This window comes from Plectonema cf. radiosum LEGE 06105, from assembly GCF_015207665.1.
Taxonomy (GTDB): Bacteria; Cyanobacteriota; Cyanobacteriia; order Cyanobacteriales; family Nostocaceae; genus Rivularia; species Rivularia radiosa_A.
On record NZ_JADEWL010000123.1, the window covers coordinates 1 to 19,530 of the forward strand.

General features: G+C 36.6%; 10 protein-coding genes. 5 read left to right on the top strand and 5 right to left on the bottom strand.

Annotated features, from left to right (window positions below):
- Positions 1 to 420: 420 nt before the first annotated feature.
- From IQ247_RS33440 to IQ247_RS25105, 4 genes are all read right to left on the bottom strand, one after another.
- Entirely contained in the window at positions 421 to 3,072 is a 2,652-nt protein-coding gene (locus IQ247_RS33440; RefSeq protein ID WP_322745572.1) for an SAV_2336 N-terminal domain-related protein, read from the bottom strand.
- A gap of 593 nt (positions 3,073 to 3,665) precedes the next feature.
- A complete protein-coding gene (locus IQ247_RS25095) occupies positions 3,666 to 4,757 on the bottom strand; it encodes an AAA family ATPase (protein WP_193924129.1) in 1,092 nt (363 codons plus the stop codon).
- A gap of 24 nt (positions 4,758 to 4,781) precedes the next feature.
- A complete protein-coding gene (locus IQ247_RS25100; protein ID WP_193924131.1) occupies positions 4,782 to 6,830 on the bottom strand; it encodes a VMAP-C domain-containing protein in 2,049 nt (682 codons plus the stop codon).
- Positions 6,831 to 6,970: 140 nt separating this feature from the next.
- Positions 6,971 to 10,447: a DUF7379 domain-containing protein gene (locus IQ247_RS25105; RefSeq protein ID WP_193924133.1), complete on the bottom strand. Its 3,477-nt coding sequence runs from the start codon at positions 10,445 to 10,447 to the stop codon at positions 6,971 to 6,973.
- Between the two features lie 585 nt (positions 10,448 to 11,032).
- On the opposite strand from IQ247_RS25105, the gene IQ247_RS25110 reads away from it, so the two are divergent.
- A complete protein-coding gene (locus IQ247_RS25110) occupies positions 11,033 to 11,452 on the top strand; it encodes a DUF8738 domain-containing protein (protein WP_193924135.1) in 420 nt (139 codons plus the stop codon).
- A 45-nt stretch (positions 11,453 to 11,497) separates the two neighbouring features.
- Here IQ247_RS25110 and IQ247_RS25115 read toward each other — a convergent pair whose 3' ends face one another.
- A complete protein-coding gene (locus tag IQ247_RS25115) occupies positions 11,498 to 11,791 on the bottom strand; it encodes a hypothetical protein (RefSeq protein ID WP_193924137.1) in 294 nt (97 codons plus the stop codon).
- A gap of 228 nt (positions 11,792 to 12,019) precedes the next feature.
- Between IQ247_RS25115 and IQ247_RS25120 the strand changes: the two genes are divergently transcribed.
- The 4 genes from IQ247_RS25120 to IQ247_RS25135 all read left to right on the top strand — a co-directional run bounded on the left by IQ247_RS25120 (position 12,020) and on the right by IQ247_RS25135 (position 19,428).
- Positions 12,020 to 12,886: a shikimate dehydrogenase gene (locus IQ247_RS25120; RefSeq protein ID WP_193924139.1), complete on the top strand. Its 867-nt coding sequence runs from the start codon at positions 12,020 to 12,022 to the stop codon at positions 12,884 to 12,886.
- A gap of 469 nt (positions 12,887 to 13,355) precedes the next feature.
- On the top strand, positions 13,356 to 15,074 hold the full coding sequence (bicA, locus tag IQ247_RS25125) for a bicarbonate transporter BicA (RefSeq protein WP_193924140.1): 1,719 nt from the start codon (positions 13,356 to 13,358) through the stop codon (positions 15,072 to 15,074).
- 441 nt (positions 15,075 to 15,515) lie between these two features.
- Entirely contained in the window at positions 15,516 to 16,889 is a 1,374-nt protein-coding gene (locus IQ247_RS25130) for a cation:proton antiporter (RefSeq protein ID WP_193924141.1), read from the top strand.
- Between the two features lie 442 nt (positions 16,890 to 17,331).
- Positions 17,332 to 19,428 (top strand): cation:proton antiporter, encoded by a 2,097-nt coding sequence (locus tag IQ247_RS25135; RefSeq protein WP_193924143.1) that lies wholly within the window; start codon positions 17,332 to 17,334, stop codon positions 19,426 to 19,428.
- Positions 19,429 to 19,530: the final 102 nt, after the last annotated feature.

Below are 19,530 nucleotides of genomic sequence, written 5' to 3' on the forward strand. Positions count from 1 at the left end.
TTTTCTGGTGCGTTACGGCAAATTTTTAATTATATCACAATACGGTTCAGTTAAAGCCAAAAATCTTGATATATGTAGGTTGGGTTGAGGAACGTTCACCGTAGGTGTGCCGAAGGCACAACCCAACAAACAATTTTCCTTAACTGAACCGTATTGGATTATATCATGTTCGGATAAACAGTTGTCATTGCTTACGCGAACGCAATGACGTTTCATTGTTTTATAAGTAATTAAACGAACCTGATATTATCCGTTCCTCTCAAATCTTTGCCTCGCCATAACGCACCCTAAAAATATATTCTTGCTCTCGTTATACTAAATATGTTATATTAAACAATAACAGGAACAATCCTAAAACTGGCAAAAAGTAAAAACCGCAAAACTCAATTTACAAAAAAAAATTTTGATCGCTCCGTTCCACTACGCTTGAAAAGGGTAAAGAATAAAAGAGCAGAGGGCAAAAGGGCTATAGTGCAAAGGGCTACTGAGTCCTCGGCGCAACACCGCACACCACCCGAAAACCGTAGGTGTCGTTATGGTTGACCGGGTCGCTGTCGTAGCGGTCGGCAGAACGGCAAGAAGCAGGATTGAGGTCCACGAACCACCGCGCAGCACACGCGTCTCATCATTATCATCTATCCATGAACCACCATCATTTGGCGCACTTTCATAATTATTATGCCAAGTGTCATTACACCATTCCCAAACATTCCCATGCATATCATGCAAGCCAAAAGCATTCGGGGAAAATTGATCTACTGAGGTGGTTTTTTTTCGGTATTCTCTTTCGGATTCATCAGCAAAAGTACGACTGGCATCATAATTTGCTAATTCACCAGTAATTGTTTCACCAAAGTGAAACGGTGTAATAGTACCAGCACGACAAGCGTATTCCCATTCTGCTTCAGAAGGCAGGCGGTATTGTTTCCCTGTATGCTGGGATAGGCGTTTGCAAAACTCTTCTGCATCATACCATGAAACTTCCTCTACGGGAAGATTATTTTTTTGATTTTCTTCTCCTTTGAAATTTGATGGCTCTGGTTTTAATTCTCTTTCAATTTGGGGTAAATTAGCAACAGAATACCATTGTTCTTGTGTAATTTGGTATTTACCCATGAAGAAGGCTGGAACTGTGACTTCATGTTGGGGTTTTTCGTCGTCACTTCCTTCCCCTTCTGGGGAACCCATCATAAATGTACCACCGGGGATGTAAACCATTTCTAATATGACCTCACCCCCAGCCCCTCTCCTTGCGATAGGAGAGGGGAGTATATTTTCGGTGAAGTATTTCGCGGTTTTGGGTTCTCGCTTGGTTTCTTCACCGCGACGGTTGACGGTGACTACCTCGAAGTTAAAAGGAGTTAACGGGATTGTTTCGGTGTTGATGCTCTGCCAATTTCGCTCAATTTCTTCTGCAAACTCAATGTAAGCACCTCCCAAGCGTTTTAAAATTTTTGCACTCAGCAACGCAAAAGGTTTAATATCTTCTATATTTTTATTGTTTTCTATCTTTTTATCGTTATTTTCATCGTTCTTTTTATCGGTTACCTTTTGTGGTTCTCTCAACAAAGCATTAAATTCTGAAAGGGTTTTATCGAGGTTCTTCGCGAAGTGTTTGGAAATCGCTTCAATAATTTCTAAGGAGTCGCTAACGGGAGCAGCATCAAGGAAACTGTTTCGGACTTCTTCGCTAATAAAATCAAATTCGATGTCGTCTGGGTTTGTTTCTGATGTAATTTCGATTTCTTGTTTCCGTTTGATTATCCCACCTAAAAAGACTTCCGCAACGTGTACTTGTTGGGATTGTTTGAGCATTTGTTTTTGAATTATCCGCACAATTGGTAAGGTAATGATAGGTGCAGCAGATAATAAGCTGGCTAGTTTTCGGGCTATTGGGGAAGCTGTGCGACGGAAGTTGGAGGTTATTTCTGCTGTTGTTTCTATTTCTGGAGATGGAGAATCTTCTTCAGGTATTGTAAAAGGTGTAAAATCCTTGGGGAAAACAAATCCGGTGACATGAGCGTCACTTCTCCCCCCAATCATTTTGCTCCAAGTTCTTGCGGATTCTTCTTGTAGGGTGAATATAGGAATTTTGGTTCCCGTCGCAAAATCAATATCATCCCAGAGCAATATTTTTTTAATTAATAAATCTTGGTTAGGGATTCTGGGGGTTAAGCTGGAAAATTGGACTTTTGCTCCTAAACTCAATCCCGTGCGTTGCCACAGCCATTGAGGTAACATCTGGATAATGGCAACGGGATGATTTTTTGTCCAAACTTTGAGCATTGCAAAAGCTTTACCATTATGCCAAATATCCGCAATGCAATCGCTCGCTACCAAAATTAAACGCTTACCGCTAGGATCGACAAGGGAGCGGGGGTGATAGTGACGATGTTTGCGAGCGGTTTTACCTATTCCCCGTTGTAGATAGATATTTTCTTCTTTATTAGTTAATAGTCCCCAAACTTGCACATCTCGAAAAGCACCTTGTACTTCCAAGAGTTTTTGTAATTCTTGGATAGTTTTCCGCCAAAAAATCATCGTACTACTTTCGTCAACCACCAACATCAAATCAAATGCTGGCTCTTGAGCGGGTTGAAAAACAGGAATGCGAATGCCTTCTTTAGCGATACGATTAGCGGTGGCTGCTTCGTCTAAGATTACTTCTGTCTCTGAGTCAATTTTTTGAATTAAAGGACGTATTGCTCTTGCTAATTTTAAAGGTTCGCGCAACCCTGGTGCATCGGGGACTTTAATCTCAAGGGTTTTACCAAAGGTAGTACTAGAAGTAGAGCGACTGGATTGAGCGTAAACTGGAATTTGTGGTTCTGATGGTGGTGGTGGAGTAACAGGAGTTGCTGGGGTGTCTCGTGGGGTAGTATTTTTTTCTGCGGATATTTTATCTGATGTTGGTGACTCTTTTTCTACAGGGGTATGAGAAGTTTTGTCTGTGGTAGTTTGATATTGCTGCGCTAACCATAAAATATCAGAGATTTCCCTACCCGTGAGTTCTAATTTTTCTCCTAGGGTAGCGATCAGTTTTTCAAATTTTGATGATGGTTCATCGCTCATTGTTTACACCCGTTTTCCAAAACCTCTTTGATAATATTACCTGCCTATTTGTCATTGCGAGCAAAGCGTGTGCGTAAGCGCAGGTTCGCGTAGCGTCTCGTAGAGAAGCAATCGCAGTGAGTTGGGATTGCTTCCCAGTCTCAAGCCTGGAAGTGGGAAGTGCATTTGTGTCCGTCCGAATCTAGTTCGTAATGACTATTAAAATACTGATGTTGGGTTACGACGCAATATTAATTAATTGGTTAATTTTAAAACTTGTCGTGCGTCTAACCCAACCTACTACTAAGTTTGTAGTTTGTAGGTTGGGTTGAGGAACGAAGCCCAACATCATTAGTTTGTAGTTTGTAGTTTGTAGTTTGTAGTTTGTAGGTTGGGTTGAGGAACGAAGCCCAACATCATTAGTTTGTAGTCGGGGATCTAAATTCTCTTAACTCCTAAAGTTACTCACTAATAGTTTGTAGGTTGGGTTGAGGAACGAAGCCCAACATCATTAGTTTGTAGTTTGTAGTTTGTAGTTTGTAGGTTGGGTTGAGGAACGAAGCCCAACATCATTAGTTTGTAGTCGGGGATCTAAATTCTCTTAACTCCTAAAGTTACTCACTAATAGACAAACTCTTGAACAATAAATCCCTTAACCCGTCTTTATCATCCAAAGCATCAAGGCTGATATGATTTGTAAGTAAATGTACAGCGTTTAATAATTGGTCAGTTGCGCGATCGCCATCTTCTTGTTTTTCTGTAAAAGCGTCAATTAGATCGGTTATTTTACTTTCTTTAAATGCTGCTTCCCCAAAATGAGCTTTAACAATATTTTTGAGAGCTTCCCCTTTTGGATCTGGCATTATTACTCGCAAACACCGTCGTAAAAAAGCAGGTGGAAATTCCCGTTCGCCATTACTAGTCATTATCACAATTGGGAACTCAGCACAACGCACTATCCCCCGACGAATTGTCGCTTTAATTTCTCCATCTGCGGTAAAAACTTTTTCAGCGTTAGTCTCTTTTCCAGTATCTTTAACTCTACGAACTAATTCTGGAATCCGAAAAGCACCTTCTTCAAAAATATGCAATAAATCGTTAGGTAAATTAATATCGCTTTTATCAATTTCATCAATCAATAAAACTCTGGGTAATTGTGAAGGTAAAAAAGCTGTTCCCAAAGCACCTAAAGTAATATAATCACCGATAGATTGGTCTTCTTTTTTCTCTGGATCTTGTAATCTACCAATGGCATCATAACGATAAAGCCCATCAAGTAGCGTCGAACGTGCAGTAATAGCCCAAGTGAGAACAGAACCTAAATTTAATTCATAGGCGATCGCATAAGCTAAAGAAGTTTTTCCAGAACCGGGATTTCCCGTTATCAAAAGAGGTCTTCTCAAATATATAGCAGCATTGACAGCGTTAAGAACTTCTAACCCAGCTGCGGTGATTTTTTCTTTACCGGATGTTTTATCCACATCAATATCAATGCGGAAATTTTGACCTCTTTCTCTACCTCGCTTGTTTTCTTCGGATTTTGCTAATTCTTGAATATCATTCCAGCGTTGTTCAACTTCTTTTTTTTCATCTCCATCCTTAATTTCGTGAAATTTTCTCCAAGGAGGAGGAGGGGGGAAATTATCTTTGATATTAATATTGTGATGTGTTTTGCCGTCACCGTAAAATAGTTGCCAGTTTGTCATAATTCTGCGATTTTTGTTAGCAATTTAAAATGATTGTAAAGGTTTAATATGCGGTACGCGATATGGATTATCACATAAAAAGCCTATAGAATAAATTTGTTCATCATTAGAAGCTGTTTTGCGATCATTGTGGATTTCTTTAATTAAATTACAAAAATTATTCTGAAAAAAATGTAATTTTAGGTAATTATCCATATCATCGAAATTCTTATCATTACAACTTGCATCTTTTATCCAAAAAGCGATAGCTGCTGCTCCACGTATCATAGCTTGAAAAAAAGCTATATCTGGTATATCTTTATGAGTTAGTTTGATACCAATTTTTTTATCTTTGAAATTATCGGATATCTTCTGAAAATTTTTCTGGTCAACTTTTTGATTAATAATTTCAATTTCTTCGTTCAGAATATCTTCGTCAGAATATTGGCTTAATTGTTTTTTGAAACGTTCAAAATTATTATGAAGTGGAATTAAGAAATTTTTCTTTTGGATACGATTGCCTGGACGAACTATTATATTACATTCTCGGACAATTGGAGTACTACCACCAAAGTCATCATCACAATACCATTCTTTGTCTAAATTTTGTGTCAGATACTGAATCGGTAAAAATAATTCTATTCTTATATCCTTTAATTCATTGGGTGAAAGCTGATTATATAATTGATCGTGATATTTTTTGACTTGATTGGAAATTTGATTAAATGAATTGCATCTAATTCCATTTTGTTCATTATGGTCTAGTAAATTTAGAGCTTCTTGCTTAATTATAGTTGAATTTTCATCTTCTAAAATATATTCGGCATATAGATTAAATTTATCACTACCTTGATCATCAACTGTTATCAATAAATAAGTATAAATTTTTCCCGAACTAAATTCATCTTCATCACTATCAATAACTCCAACTTTGAATTCATTGCAAATTGTATCAAGCCAATCTTGGATTTCTTCAGACTTAGATTTGTTCTTTATTTTTAAAATTGCAGTTAAATGATTTGCAAATTTTATAATCGATATTATTTCACTATTGTTAACATCATTTCCTATTAATTTATCAATTATTTTGTTTTTATCTGATTTTATGTCATCAGGAAATATCTTTTTATAAGCAGCTTGAATAGCAGAATCATCGGTAATTTTTTGAATAATTTCCCGAAATGTATTCAACTCATTTTTTAAAGGGTGATTATAATAGCTTATGAAATTATATAATAAAACGTTTGTCGGATTAATATTTTTCAATTCATTGATAAACTCTTCTATTTTATTTTCAGCATCAAGTTTTTTAATCAAATTTAAAATTGCTTCCTTGTAACTTATCCTTCTTCTTAAAACAGGTATTGATTTTTGGGAAATATTTTTTGCAATAATAGCTCTTATTCCTTCATTAAAAGCCATTAAATATGCATTATTATCATTGTTATATCCTAAGCCATCATAAAAACCCTTAGCAAACTCAATAGCCACATTATCGATTATCTCATTATTCATGCCAATGACATAATTAATATGCTGACTAATAGCTAAAGTCGCTTTTTCTGAATGACAAGCATTAAGCAAGACACATTTAATATTATTTTCACGTCCCTGAAAAATTGATTTTAAAAATTCTAGTGAAATTCCTGAGCTACTATTGTTTTCTAACTTTAAACTACCATCTGTCAAACCGTGACCACAAAAATGAACAATCTGTGGATTTTCATTTCCAACATAATAACGAATATCATCAGTAGAATATACAGTTTCATCCCTAATACTCAATAAATCGCGATTCTTAGATTCTCTTATAGCTTTTTTAAGCTCATAGATTTCTTTATCTAAATTCAAATCTTTTGCAGGTATTTTCAAAATTAATATTTTAATTTTTTCTTTTATCTGTTGATTATTATTTGTATGTATATTTTTAGATAATTTATCTTTTGTGATAATATCTGAATAAGCAAGTATATATTCAAGATTGATATTATGTTTTTCACTTAACAAACTTTCTAAAGCATCTTTTTGTTCATATGGATATAAATCTAATATAGCTTCGTGTAATTTTTCACATTGATTATCTGTTAATGGCATCTCGATAATTGAATTACAATTTATTTAAATTTTAATAGATTATATACAAATAACGTAATACTTTAGTCCTATTCATAGGACTTTTACTATTAGACGGGGAATTACATTCCCCGTCGGTTGTGCAATGAAAACCCTACAAATTATTTATCACCCAGCGCTTTAACTAAAGCATCTAAACCAGCTTGACTAGTAAAATAGGTAAGATGGTCACAACCAACTGGTGATATAATTCTTGGCTGAGGATTTCGCTCTAAACTAACGCTTTTAATGCTTTCCAACGTCACAGCGATATCATTGGGCTGTTGGAAAAACACTTTATCTACAACATTATCTACAGCACTACCAAACAATTTCCCCATCATTCGCTGTATTTTACTCGAATTTCCTCCGACGACTTCTAATGCTTCAGGACGAATAGTGCGATCGCCAGCGATTATCGTATACTGCACATTGGGGTCAGGATTTTTAGCGATACTTTGGATAAAATCGCTTTGGTATTTCATTTGCTCGGAAGCCTTATCATTAGCTTCCAAAAATGCCAGCAATCCGGCAATAACATTTGTTCCCCAAGCAACGGTAGAAAGTTGATTTAATCCGATACCAAGAGCAGTAAAAGCCCAATCTTGAATTTTAGGCCAAGGAGAGCCAGCATTAGGTGTACCCAACATCACCAAATGTTGAACAATTTGATTACCACCTTCTACTTCAATAAAGGTACGAGAAACTAAACCACCCATTGAATGAGCAACGATATCTAATTGTTTGCCGTGATTTGCACTTATTCCAACTGACTCTAATCTTTGCTTGAGTAGTTTGGCATTTTCTTGAATTGTGGTGTTGATATTTTCGTAATCAAAAGCCAGAATTAGATCATATTTATCCTCTAGATTTTTTTCTATTCCAGCTTCTACAAACTTTGCCGATTTGATACTAGGTAGTAAACTTTCTGTATCGCCAATAATACCGTGAATATAAAGTAGAATTTTATTGGCTGAGGCAACTTTAGTTTTAATTTCCTGGTCGTTACCATTATATGTGACTCTTCCACTTTCAGAGACATTGGTAATTCTTAAAAGTGGACAAGGGGAATTCATACCCAATTGCTTACCAGCACTTTCATAAAAAACTTTCTGGAATAATATCTTAATTGAACCTTGTAAACTGCGACTATCCACAGTTGGTTCGGGTAAACGCTCTAGGGTAATTTCTGTTTTATCATTTATCGTCTTAGCTTTACCTAAAGGTAAGAAAAATTCCCCATCATTAGCAACTGGTAAGATATATTCGTCTGGTGCTAATGGCTTACCAACCAATAATTTTATCGGATTTTCTGGGGTAACACTTTCGTGATTTTCGATATCTACAATTTCAAGAATACTCAAATTACCACCACCACCGCGAGTCATATTAAAATTGTATGGTTCCGGCTGTCTTTTTCCATCTCGTAAAAGAACGGTTTGCTCTGGTAATAAAATTGGTGGAATTAAATTACTATTAACATCTCGACTGCTGGGAGGTAAAGGATTAATGCTAAATTTACCTTTCAAATTTGGATGTGATTGTAGTTCGACACCAGGTAATAAATTGGTAGACTCAGATTGCTTTATTTCTACTCCACCGGGTGGTTTTATCAAAGTCACTTTAACTTCCTGAGTCATCCAGTTATCAATGTACTTATCTATTTTTCTTTTGGATTGACGAGTATAAACACCATCCATCAAGCGGTTAAGAGTACCAGATAAATTTGTAGAGCGATTTACTGGAGGAGGATTATCTAATCCTGGTTGTTGGAGTAAACTTGCATCAAATTCTCTATTACTGACAATTAACTTATAAATGTTATCGTAATTCCTGATTCCATTATTTAAATAATTATCAGGAATGAAACATTCTAGTTGATCACCTTCTGCAATACTTTCACCTTGATTCGGTTTTGCAGGTAATTTGATACTACCCCTTTCCTCAAAAAACTCCGCAACTTGTATTTCGTAATCTCCTGCTAATTCCAATACCTGGAAATAAACATCTTTGTCACTATTATTGATTACCTTAATTTTTACTTCTGGGTTACTGAATTGATTATTTTCAAAGATATACTCTGCTATTAAAGGGGATATTCCTTGTTTTGAAGAAAATGAATTATTTTCAGAAGTAACAATCAATTCCATCTCCACATCACCAACTTTTATTTGACTAGTAGGTGGAGTTTTCAATTCGAGAATATTCTTCCAACGTGCAATATGCTCTAAACGCTTGATAATTGTTTCTGCATCTTTTGCTGTGTACCCTTGGGTATTCCTTACTTCTGGAACAGGTGCAACTAACGGCTTTTTATCGCTTGGTTGCTTAATCCAAAATTGACCTTCAATAGCTTCTAAATAATAATCAGCTTTCTCTTCTGAATCCGCTTGTGCTACAAACTTATTATCACCTTGCTTAAATACTTCAAGAGCAATTGCTTTTCCTGCATCATCACCTGTAAAAAATACTTTCAAATTTGGTAAAGGAACATCGCTGACAACAGCCCAATAAGCTTCTTGCTGAGATAACTTGATTTTCTCATCAAACAATTGCACTTTACTAGCTTCCGTCATCACTTGAGTAACTTCAGCTTTACAAATTGCGGTGTCAATTTTTTGTAAATCTTCTAGCGTAGTTCCTTGAGCAAAAATCGCCAGAGAAGTCTTTCCTTCAGGACGAATACCATGTAAAAGACCACCGTTAATTACCCAGTTACGATGGTTTTTTTCGTCATAAATCAAGCTAAAATAATTTATCCGTTCCCCTGCTGCACCTCCTAAGAAAGGTTGAATTAAATCATCCGATTGCGCTTCTATTTGTGGTGACTGGTCTTTAACTTTACCAGTTATTAAAGCATTAATATCTTGAACTAAATTGGCATAGGATAAACTACCATTAGTCCGCTCTAAAGCTTCTGTTAGAAAGTAAGAAAAAGCGCCACGACGTTGATTATTTAAACCTGTCTCTTTCGCAGTTTGAAAGTCACGACAAGCAGAAATTAGAACGTGTCTAGGTCGTTGATAACCAGCGCTTAAACGGCGATTAACCCATTCTTGGTCAAAAAGAAAGTCTTTTAAATCTCTTACATTTCCATCAGTATTTGTTTGACGTTCGATAACATCTGGCTCTCTTGTAGCAGTCCCGGAGTGACAAGAATCCAATATAATTAGGATATGAGGGTTATTTTTGGCGACTTGCTCAATTAAATAATTTAATTCCTTATCAGCTAAGTCTCGAACTCCTGATGTACGGCTATCGTAGCAAACTAAAGTTTCAATTTTACCATCTCGTTCTTGCTTTAAAAACACTTCTGGTGCTGGCTCATAAGAACCATGACCGGCATAATAAAACAATACAACATCTTCGCTCCGAGCTTGGCTTAGATGTTGTGAAAACCCATCGATAATCCCTTGACGTGTTGCTAAATTATTAGTTAATTTCTTTGTAACTAATTTACAATCATTATCAGTAGTAATTCGGTTGTGTAAATATGATTCAATTGCTTCAATATCATTAACACAACCCGTTAGCGAAGTCACTCCCGATTGGGGATGATATTCATTAATACCAACAAGTAAAGCGTAAATATTTGGCATTTGCTCTCCTAGATTAAGGTGATTTTGGTTTAAAGCAGAGGGATTACCTATTATGGTCAATATAGGTGCAAGCAAAATCAACTTATGCAGTTAGAGGAATTTCTAAGAGCGTGTTTATAAATAAAATATTAAGCGCGTGAATGCATCATAAACCAGGAAATATAGCAATCCTAAATAGACATCTCCGGAAATGAAATATGTGTTAACCGAAACCCTTGTAGAGACGCGAACCCTTGCGTCTCGACATTCTTTATCGGAGATGTCTAATCATATATGAGAATTTAGATCGCCGACTTCTTCAACAAGTCGGGGATCTGAACAATAGTTATTAGTATTTTAGAATAGTAGTGTGAGCATCTTGCTCACTAGGACATAGCCAAGTGGTAAGGCAGATATTATGCAAATTCGCTGATTACTACAAGCGAGCAAGATGCTGATTACAAGCGAGCAAGATGCTCGCACTACAAGGGAGCAAGATGCTGATTACAAGCGAGCAAGATGTATGCCCCTTCGGGGCAGGCTGCGCCAAGGCACTACCTATAATTCACAAATCATTTAGGACTGCTATAGTTCTAAAAAATTAAAATGAAATATACTTGGTTAAATTTACTTCGTAAAATTACACTGATTTGTATTATCTGCTTATTAGTATTTTCTACAACTTCCTGTACTAATAATCAAACAACTTCTCCAGAAATTGAAATAACTCAAACACCTTCTCCAACAGATAATTCAACTGTAAATGAATTACCCCCAGCAGTAAAAAGCGCAGTATTATCTGATGCCACAAAGCGTGTCAGTAAACCTGTCGCATCACTACGGATAACTCAAGTAGAAAAACAAAATTGGGGAGATAGTTGTTTGGGTTTAGCCGAAGCTGATCAACTTTGCGCTCAAGTAATAGTTCCTGGTTGGAAAGTTGTAGTTACCGACGGACAACGGGAGTTGGTTTATCGAACTGACGAGAAAGGGAAACAAGTTAAGTTGGAAGATTTACAAACATAAAATAATGTAGAAAGGTTAGAGGTTAAAGGTTAGAGGTTAGGGGTTTTAAAATGTGTTAGTTGTGAGTGTTAAAATCCTCGTACCAATCACCCCAATTAGAGCAACTAAACCTAATCCCCGACGAAAATAATTAACTCCTTGGAATAATTCTTCCCAAGCCCAGGTAAATATACAGCCGAAAGCGAGTACATCTAACCCTGTATTAATATCACCCTGGGTAAAAACGAGTTTGAGTAAACTAGCTACACCCCAAACAATAATCGGTAGATTTGGTGGTTGAGCGATAACAATATTACCGTTACTATCGCGGAAGATTTGATCGAATAATGTGTTTTCCATTGTGATAATCAACTACTAGAAATATAAATAAATCTAATTTTAAAAAATACAGCCTTGATTTTTTTGAAATTAGACTATCTTAACTATTTATATTTAATACGTACATTTCATGAGTTAATACTAACTATAGTAGTAGTTATTTATATTAAAATTTTTGAAAAACTCTGCTATTAGTACATTGCGCTTTCCGGGCAATCTACTCTTCCAAAAAATCTCAAATAAGAACTCATGATTACAGGTACAACTAAATTACTTGGAGTAATCGGACATCCGGTAGAACATTCGCTTTCCCCGTTGATGCATAATGCAGCTTTGGCCAAGTTAGGATTAAATTATGTTTATCTTCCCTTTCCCATCGAACCGCAAAATTTAGCAAAAGCCCTCGATGGTTTTGCAGCCATTGGTGTTGTGGGATTTAACGCTACAATTCCCCACAAACAAGCAATAATACCTTTACTTTCAGAAATTGAACCAATCGCTCAAGCTGTGGGTGCAGTAAATACGGTTGTTCGTAAAAATCACAGGTGGATAGGCACAAATACTGATGTCGAAGGTTTTATTGCTCCTTTGCAATTATTAGATCGAGATTGGAGTCAAACTGTAGCGGTGGTTTTGGGTAACGGTGGTGCTGCTAGAGCCGTTGTTGCAGGTTGCACTCAATTGGGTTGTGCATCGGTTGATGTGGTGGGACGTAATTTACAAAAGTTAGAAGAATTCCGCGACAGTTGGCAAGATTCACCGTTAGTCGTTAATTTACAAATTCATCAATGGGATGCTTTACCAAAAATAATTGATCAAGCAAATTTGTTAATTAATACTACTCCTATTGGAATGTATCCGCAGATTGAAAATTCACCGTTGGAACCAGCATTATTCGCGCATCTACCAAAAGGTGCAATTGTTTACGATTTAATCTATACCCCTAGTCCGACGAAATTTTTACAATATGCACAAACCACAGGTGTAATTGCGATCGACGGCTTAGAAATGTTAGTTCAACAAGGTGCTGCGGCTCTAAAGATTTGGCTGCAACGGGAAACTGTTCCGGTGGATGTGATGCGTCAAACCTTGCAGCAACAACTTTATCAGAAATAAAGCAGATAACTGATAAACAATATTTTGATAAGTCATAACTTCAACTTTTATCAGCAATATTAAACTTTGATTGATTTACTTTTTACACATACGTTGTATTATTAGTTATGGCAATCGATTGATTCATAGATTTAACTCTATGCTAATCATTAAAAAAGCATAAAGCTAATAATCCATGATTAATATAGACTAATTAGCAATGTAATTTGCTGCATTAAGGTCTGGTCTCAAACTAAAACATCAATAAAAAGCATTATTACGGATGATAAATTTTATTATCTAAGATAATACTTATTGGTGTAGTCAATCTCGTGGGAAATCTTTTTGTGAACTGAATATTTGCCGTTGATAATGGCATTTTCTATTATTGCTTGTCAAGTTTTGATGCTTGAGCAGGTAGGGAAAACTTTTGCTTAAATTGGAGCGAAATGAGTAATTCAAACAATCAAAACAACATGGTGTTTTTACAATGCAAATAACCAATCAGATCCATTTTAGAAACCTGCGCGGTGACATCTTTGGTGGGATGACTGCTGCAATTATTGCCTTACCGATGGCACTAGCTTTCGGGGTAGCATCCGGTGCCGGACCTGCTGCTGGTCTTTATGGTGCTGTTTTAGTCGGCTTTTTTGCAGCATTATTTGGCGGTACTCCGACATTAATTTCCGAACCCACCGGACCGATGACAGTGGTAATGACTTCGGTTATTGCTCAGATGATAGCGTCACAGGGGGGGGATAGGACCGCTGGATTAGCATTAGCCTTTACCGTAGTGGTAATGGCTGGGATAGTTCAAATTCTCCTTGGTGTGTTGAAGTTGGGAAGATACGTTACTTTAATGCCTTATACGGTGGTTTCCGGTTTCATGTCGGGAATTGGGATAATTCTAATTATTTTGCAAACAGCACCGTTTTTAGGACAGAAAAGTCCTGGGGGTGGGGTGCTTGGTACGGTGCAAAATATACCTAACTTAATTGCAAATATTCAACCGATTGAAACTATTTTGGCTGTGTTAACTATTGCCATTCTAGTATTTTCTCCCAAGCAGATAAATAAGTATATTCCCCCGCAGCTATCGGCTTTAGCTATAGGAACAGTTGTTTCTCTTGTATTCTTTGGTAATGTAGAAAGTATCCGCAGAATTGGTGAAATAAAAGCAGGTTTACCTCAATTCGTAACGCCTACATTTGATGCAGGACTATTCCAAACCATGCTGATCGACGCTTTGGTGTTGGGTATGTTGGGCTGTATTGATGCCTTACTCACATCAGTAGTTGCCGATAGCTTAACTCGCACCGAGCATGATTCTAATAAAGAATTAATCGGTCAAGGTATAGGTAATATTGCTTCTGGATTATTTGGCGGTATTGCTGGTGCTGGTGCGACAATGGGAACGGTTGTTAACATTCAAACAGGCGCTCGCACGGCGCTTTCTGGGTTAACTCGCGCCTTGATTTTATTAGTCATAGTTCTGTGGGCTGCACCTTTAACTTCTGTAATTCCTCTAGCGGTATTAGCAGCTATTGCATTGAAAGTAGGTATAAATATTATCGATTGGAGCTTCCTCAAACGCGCTCATAAGGTATCGCCGAAAGCTGCTTTGATTATGTACGGTGTGATAATTCTTACCGTATTTGTTGACTTGATTGTTGCGGTTGGTATAGGGGTATTTGTTGCCAATATTTTGACCATTGAACGTTTAACTAACCTGCGTTCTGAGGAAGTGAAGACGATTACCGACGCGGATGATGCAATTATCTTGAATGATGTAGAAAAAGACTTATTAGATCGAGCTAATAATCGCGTGTTGTTATTCCACCTCGAAGGACCGATGATATTTGGAGTTTCCAAAGCGATCGCTCGCGAACAAACCGCGATGAAAGACCACGATGTGCTGATTTTGGACTTGACAGACGTGCCACACATCGGTGTTACAAGTTCTTTAGCAGTAGAGAATATGATTAAAGATGCGCTTGATAAAGGTCGTCATGTATTTATCGTCGGTGCTAAAGGCAAGATTAAGCAGAGACTGCAAAAATTGGGAATCTTCAATCTGTTACCTCCCCATCATGTAGTCATGGAACGTGAGGAAGCATTAAAACAAGCCTTGAGCTTAGTCAGCTATCGTAGTGATGATATGACCGTAGATTATCCCACCACTGGATACAACGAAACTGCCTTGGGATAAATATCGAATTGAAAACCGCAGACGAGCCGCATTCAAATACCCAGGGTTATATTGCGGCTTTGGTGTGTCTTACTTAGTAAAATTAGTTTTGTGTAAGCCTAATTAAATATGATTTAATATGGTATGGTTCAGTTTAAAAAAGCCGAGGGTTAATTAATAGAAAGTTAATTTAAAATCAAGTTGCTAAGTAATTGTACAAAATAAATAAATAAATAAATAAATAAATTATTTAGTTATTTAGTTATTTAGTTACTAGAGCAAACAGTAATAAAATACAGCGATTTCATTTGTGTTCAAAAATAGCTAAATACTTCTTTTTGACTAGTTATTTAATCCGAAATCTCAAATCGTATTAGGATAATTAATAAGAACCATTATCGAAATTGCTTATCCTTAACAAACAGAGCAAACCTTTGAAACGGAAAATTAATTAATACATCAATGAATTATCCACTTGAACTGATTGCGCCAGAAAATTACCTACTGGCAACAGCCGAAGCTGAAAATGCTCCCATTGTCCTTGCAGGGGTACTGCTGAGTTTAGTTGTAATTTATCTTGCTAGTAAATTAGGTGGTGAGTTGTCCAGAATGCTGGACTTTCCCCCAGTTTTGGGTGAATTAGTGGGTGGTGTAGTAGTCGGTGCTTCTGCACTAAATTTGATCGTGTTTCCCGAAAGCGGTGCGAGTGCTTCCGATTCCCTAATAATGACTGCTTTACAATTTTTTGATCAACCAAGCCCGGAAGCCGTAGCGTCAATTTTTGCTAGTCAAAGCGAAGCAATTTCAATTTTGGCAGAATTAGGTGTAATTGTCCTGCTGTTTGAAATTGGTTTGGAATCCGATTTGAGAGAACTGCAAAAAGTTGGTTATCAAGCTGCAATTGTAGCTGTGGTGGGAGTAGTTGCTCCTTTTGTTGCTGGAACTGCGGGTTTGATGTTTTTCTTTAACGTGCCGACAATTCCAGCGGTTTTCGCCGGTGCAGCTTTAACAGCAACAAGTATTGGTATCACTTCAAAAGTTTTATCAGAGCTAGGATATCTTAAATCAGCAGAAGGTCAAATTATTGTCGGTGCGGCGGTAATTGATGATGTTTTAGGTATTATCGTTTTAGCAGTAGTCGCAAGTTTGGCCAAAACTGGTGAAGTTGATATTTCAAATGTAATTTACCTGATTATCAGCGCCACTGTTTTTCTATTCGGTTCGATTTTACTCGGTAAATTCTTCAATAAAGCTTTTAATCTGAGTGCCGAAATCTTGAAAACAAGAGGAAACATAGTTATTCCGGCATTTATCTTTGCATTACTCATGTCTTTTCTTGCCAATGCAATCCATTTAGAAGCAATTTTAGGTGCTTTTGCGGCTGGTTTAGTTCTCGATGAAACCGATAAGCGCAATGAACTAGACGAACAAGTAATTCCCATTGCAGATATACTGGTGCCAATTTTCTTCGTAACTGTAGGAGCCAGAGTTGATTTAAGCGTCCTTAATCCTGTAGTTCCGGAAAATCGTCAAGGTTTAGTTTTAGCGGTATTTTTGATTGTAGTCGCGATTATTGGTAAAGTAATTACGGGTTGGGCAGTCTTCGGTAAACCGGGAATTAATCGCTTAGCGATCGGTGTGGGAATGATTCCACGGGGTGAAGTGGGGCTAGTATTTGCCGGAATTGGTGCAGCTAGCGGCGCACTTGATAAACCTTTGCAAGCAGCTATCATTATTATGGTCATTTTAACGACGTTTTTAGCACCGCCTTTCTTACGGTTTGCATTTAAAAATACACCCAAAGTTGCTGTAGAAGAAGCAGATGCTGCTAGCTAAGAATTGAAACCTTTTTCAGCTTTATCAAATAGCGAAGTCACCTCAAGGGTGGCTTTTTTTATGGGTTTATCGCGACTATTCCCACGAAAAACAGAATTTCTAGTGAATCGGGAGTAAGAAGTCGGTTTTTATGACTGCTTTGTGGTATTACACAGATTTATTGTAAAAACCCGACTTCTGTGATTATCCTCAAATTCAGGTTACAATTAATTGATTTTATCGCGATTGAGCAAAAATAGTCATAAATGAACAAAAAATAGTTAGACTTTTGTACATTAATATTATTAAACCAAAAACATTAATTTTGAGTTAAACGTACATAAACTAACACAGGTATTTAACACACCCTACTAATAGATAAATTCTAATAATAAAGAATTCACAAATAATTAGACCTATATATTATCAACAAAAAACAACTTAGAATTATCAATTATTGATTATGGAACAAATATTACAAGAAATTCAAAAGAGTCCTATAATCGCTTTTACGATTCTTTTACTCGTAATTCTGATAGTACCGCCAATTTTTGAACGTTTAAGACTTCCGGGATTAGTGGGATTATTAACAGCAGGAATATTTTTAGGTCCTGATGGTTTAGGAGTCTTGAATGCAGAAAGTGAAAACATGAAGTTGCTATCGGACATTGGTAAAATTTATCTCATGTTTGTTGCTGGTTTAGAAATAGACTTAGAAGACTTTCGCAGAACAAAAAATCGTTCCTTGGGTTTTGGAATTGCAACTTTTTTAATTCCTCTAATTTTTGGGATGACAGTAGGAAGGTTTTTTAATTTTGGTTGGAATGCTTCAATTTTAATTGGTTCTCTGCTGGCTTCTCATACTCTCTTAGGTTTTCCCATTATTACCCGTTTGGGAGTCACTAGTAATCAAGCCGTTACAGTAACTATTGGTGCAACAATTTTTACCGATATTGCGGCATTATTGGTACTTGCAATTTGTGTATCAATTAGTGCTGGTGAATTTTCGATTGCTAGTGTAGTCATGCAATTAGCTATTCTGGCAATTTATTCAGTAGTAATTTTAGTTGGTTTTGACTGGGCTGGAAAAGAGTATTTTCGTCGTACCGGAGACGAACAAAGTAATCAATTTTTGTTTGTTTTATTAGCAGTATTTTTAGCTTCAGTAGGAGCGCAAATTGTCAATGTAGATAGAATTGTCGGAGCATTCTTAGCAGGATTAGCGGTAAATGATGTAGTGGGACATTCCCCGGTAGAAGAGAAAGTAGAATTTGTGGGAAGTACCTTATTTATTCCTTTTTTCTTTGTAAATATGGGGTTATTAATCAATTTATCAGGCTTTGTATCTAGTCTAAGTTCCGAATTATTATTAACCTTGGGGATTGTCGGTGCATTAATTAGTAGTAAATTTTTAGCAGCATTCACAGCTAAATTACTTTATGGCTATAACTGGAATGAAACCCTAACAATGTGGTCTTTATCCTTACCTCAAGTAGCTGCAACTTTAGCCGCTGCACTAGTAGGAAAAAATGCCGGAATTATTACAGATTCAGTATTTAATACCGTCATTGTTTTAATGTTAGTTACGGCTATTTTAGGTCCGGTATTAACAGAAAAATTCGGACGTAATTTAACCGTACCTCAAGCAAATTTACCAAAAAATCCTCAAAATTATCAACTAGACGCAGAAGATGTAGATTTGGATTTAGATAATAATAATGATAATTTTATTTATCAAAATCTTTTTAAAGTAATAGTGCCTATTTATAACCCCAATACTGCAAGATATTTAATTGAAATGGGGGCATTATTAGCTCATCATGAAAAAGGGATAGTCGTACCTTTATCGATTCCGAAAGCACACGTTTATATGGATGAACCGGAATTAAAGGTTTCCATTAAACGAAGCAAGCTATTATTGCAACAAGCGATAACAATTAGTGAAGAATTTCAAGCCCAAGCTCAACCATTAATTCGGATTGATGATGATTTAGCACGGGGAATTAGTCGTGCAGCAAGAGAACAAAATGCTGATTTAATTGTCATGGGGTGGAGTCCAAATAGTAGCTTACAAGCGCGTTTATTTGGTAATATTATCGACAATGTTTTTTGGTCTGCTCATTGTCCAGTAGCGGTGATGCGCTTACTCGATAAACCGATAAACATTCATCGTATCCTTGTTCCTGTGAGAAGTATTACTCCTCAAATTTTACGTGTAATTCAATTTGCTCAACTTTTTGCTGATACTAACGAAGCAGCAGTTACATTATTACAAGTCTGTCCACGAAAAACTATTGATAAAGAAATTGCTTTATTTGAATCAGAACTTTCTTCATTGCTGAATCAAAGTAAATCTCCTAAAGAAGTATTAATTCAAACGATTCGTCAAGATGACGTAGCAAAAGTGATTATCAATCAAGCTAGTGCTTATGATATGGTAATCTTGCGTTCCTTTCGCCGTCGTACAGCTGGAGGATTAGCTGTTAGCGACGTGACTAGCAAAGTGCTTTCAGAAATTAGTTGTTCAATGGTTTTGTTTGGAGAACCCAATTCTGGATAAGAGTGAGGAGTGAGGAGTTAGGAGTTAGGAGTTAGGAGTTAGGAGTTAGGAGTTAGGAGTTGACAGTTGACAGTTGACAGTTGTTATTTATTTCCCCTTGTC

Excerpts from the sequence above, each read along its gene's own strand:
- IQ247_RS33440 (WP_322745572.1), bottom strand. The coding sequence starts at position 3,072 with ATGAGCGATGAACCATCATCAAAATTTGAAAAACTGATCGCTACCCTA.
- IQ247_RS25095 (WP_193924129.1), bottom strand. The coding sequence starts at position 4,757 with ATGACAAACTGGCAACTATTTTACGGTGACGGCAAAACACATCACAAT.
- IQ247_RS25100 (WP_193924131.1), bottom strand. The coding sequence starts at position 6,830 with ATGCCATTAACAGATAATCAATGTGAAAAATTACACGAAGCTATATTA.
- IQ247_RS25105 (WP_193924133.1), bottom strand. The coding sequence starts at position 10,447 with ATGCCAAATATTTACGCTTTACTTGTTGGTATTAATGAATATCATCCC.
- IQ247_RS25110 (WP_193924135.1), top strand. The coding sequence starts at position 11,033 with ATGAAATATACTTGGTTAAATTTACTTCGTAAAATTACACTGATTTGT.
- IQ247_RS25115 (WP_193924137.1), bottom strand. The coding sequence starts at position 11,791 with ATGGAAAACACATTATTCGATCAAATCTTCCGCGATAGTAACGGTAAT.
- IQ247_RS25120 (WP_193924139.1), top strand. The coding sequence starts at position 12,020 with ATGATTACAGGTACAACTAAATTACTTGGAGTAATCGGACATCCGGTA.
- bicA (WP_193924140.1), top strand. The coding sequence starts at position 13,356 with ATGCAAATAACCAATCAGATCCATTTTAGAAACCTGCGCGGTGACATC.
- IQ247_RS25130 (WP_193924141.1), top strand. The coding sequence starts at position 15,516 with ATGAATTATCCACTTGAACTGATTGCGCCAGAAAATTACCTACTGGCA.
- IQ247_RS25135 (WP_193924143.1), top strand. The coding sequence starts at position 17,332 with ATGGAACAAATATTACAAGAAATTCAAAAGAGTCCTATAATCGCTTTT.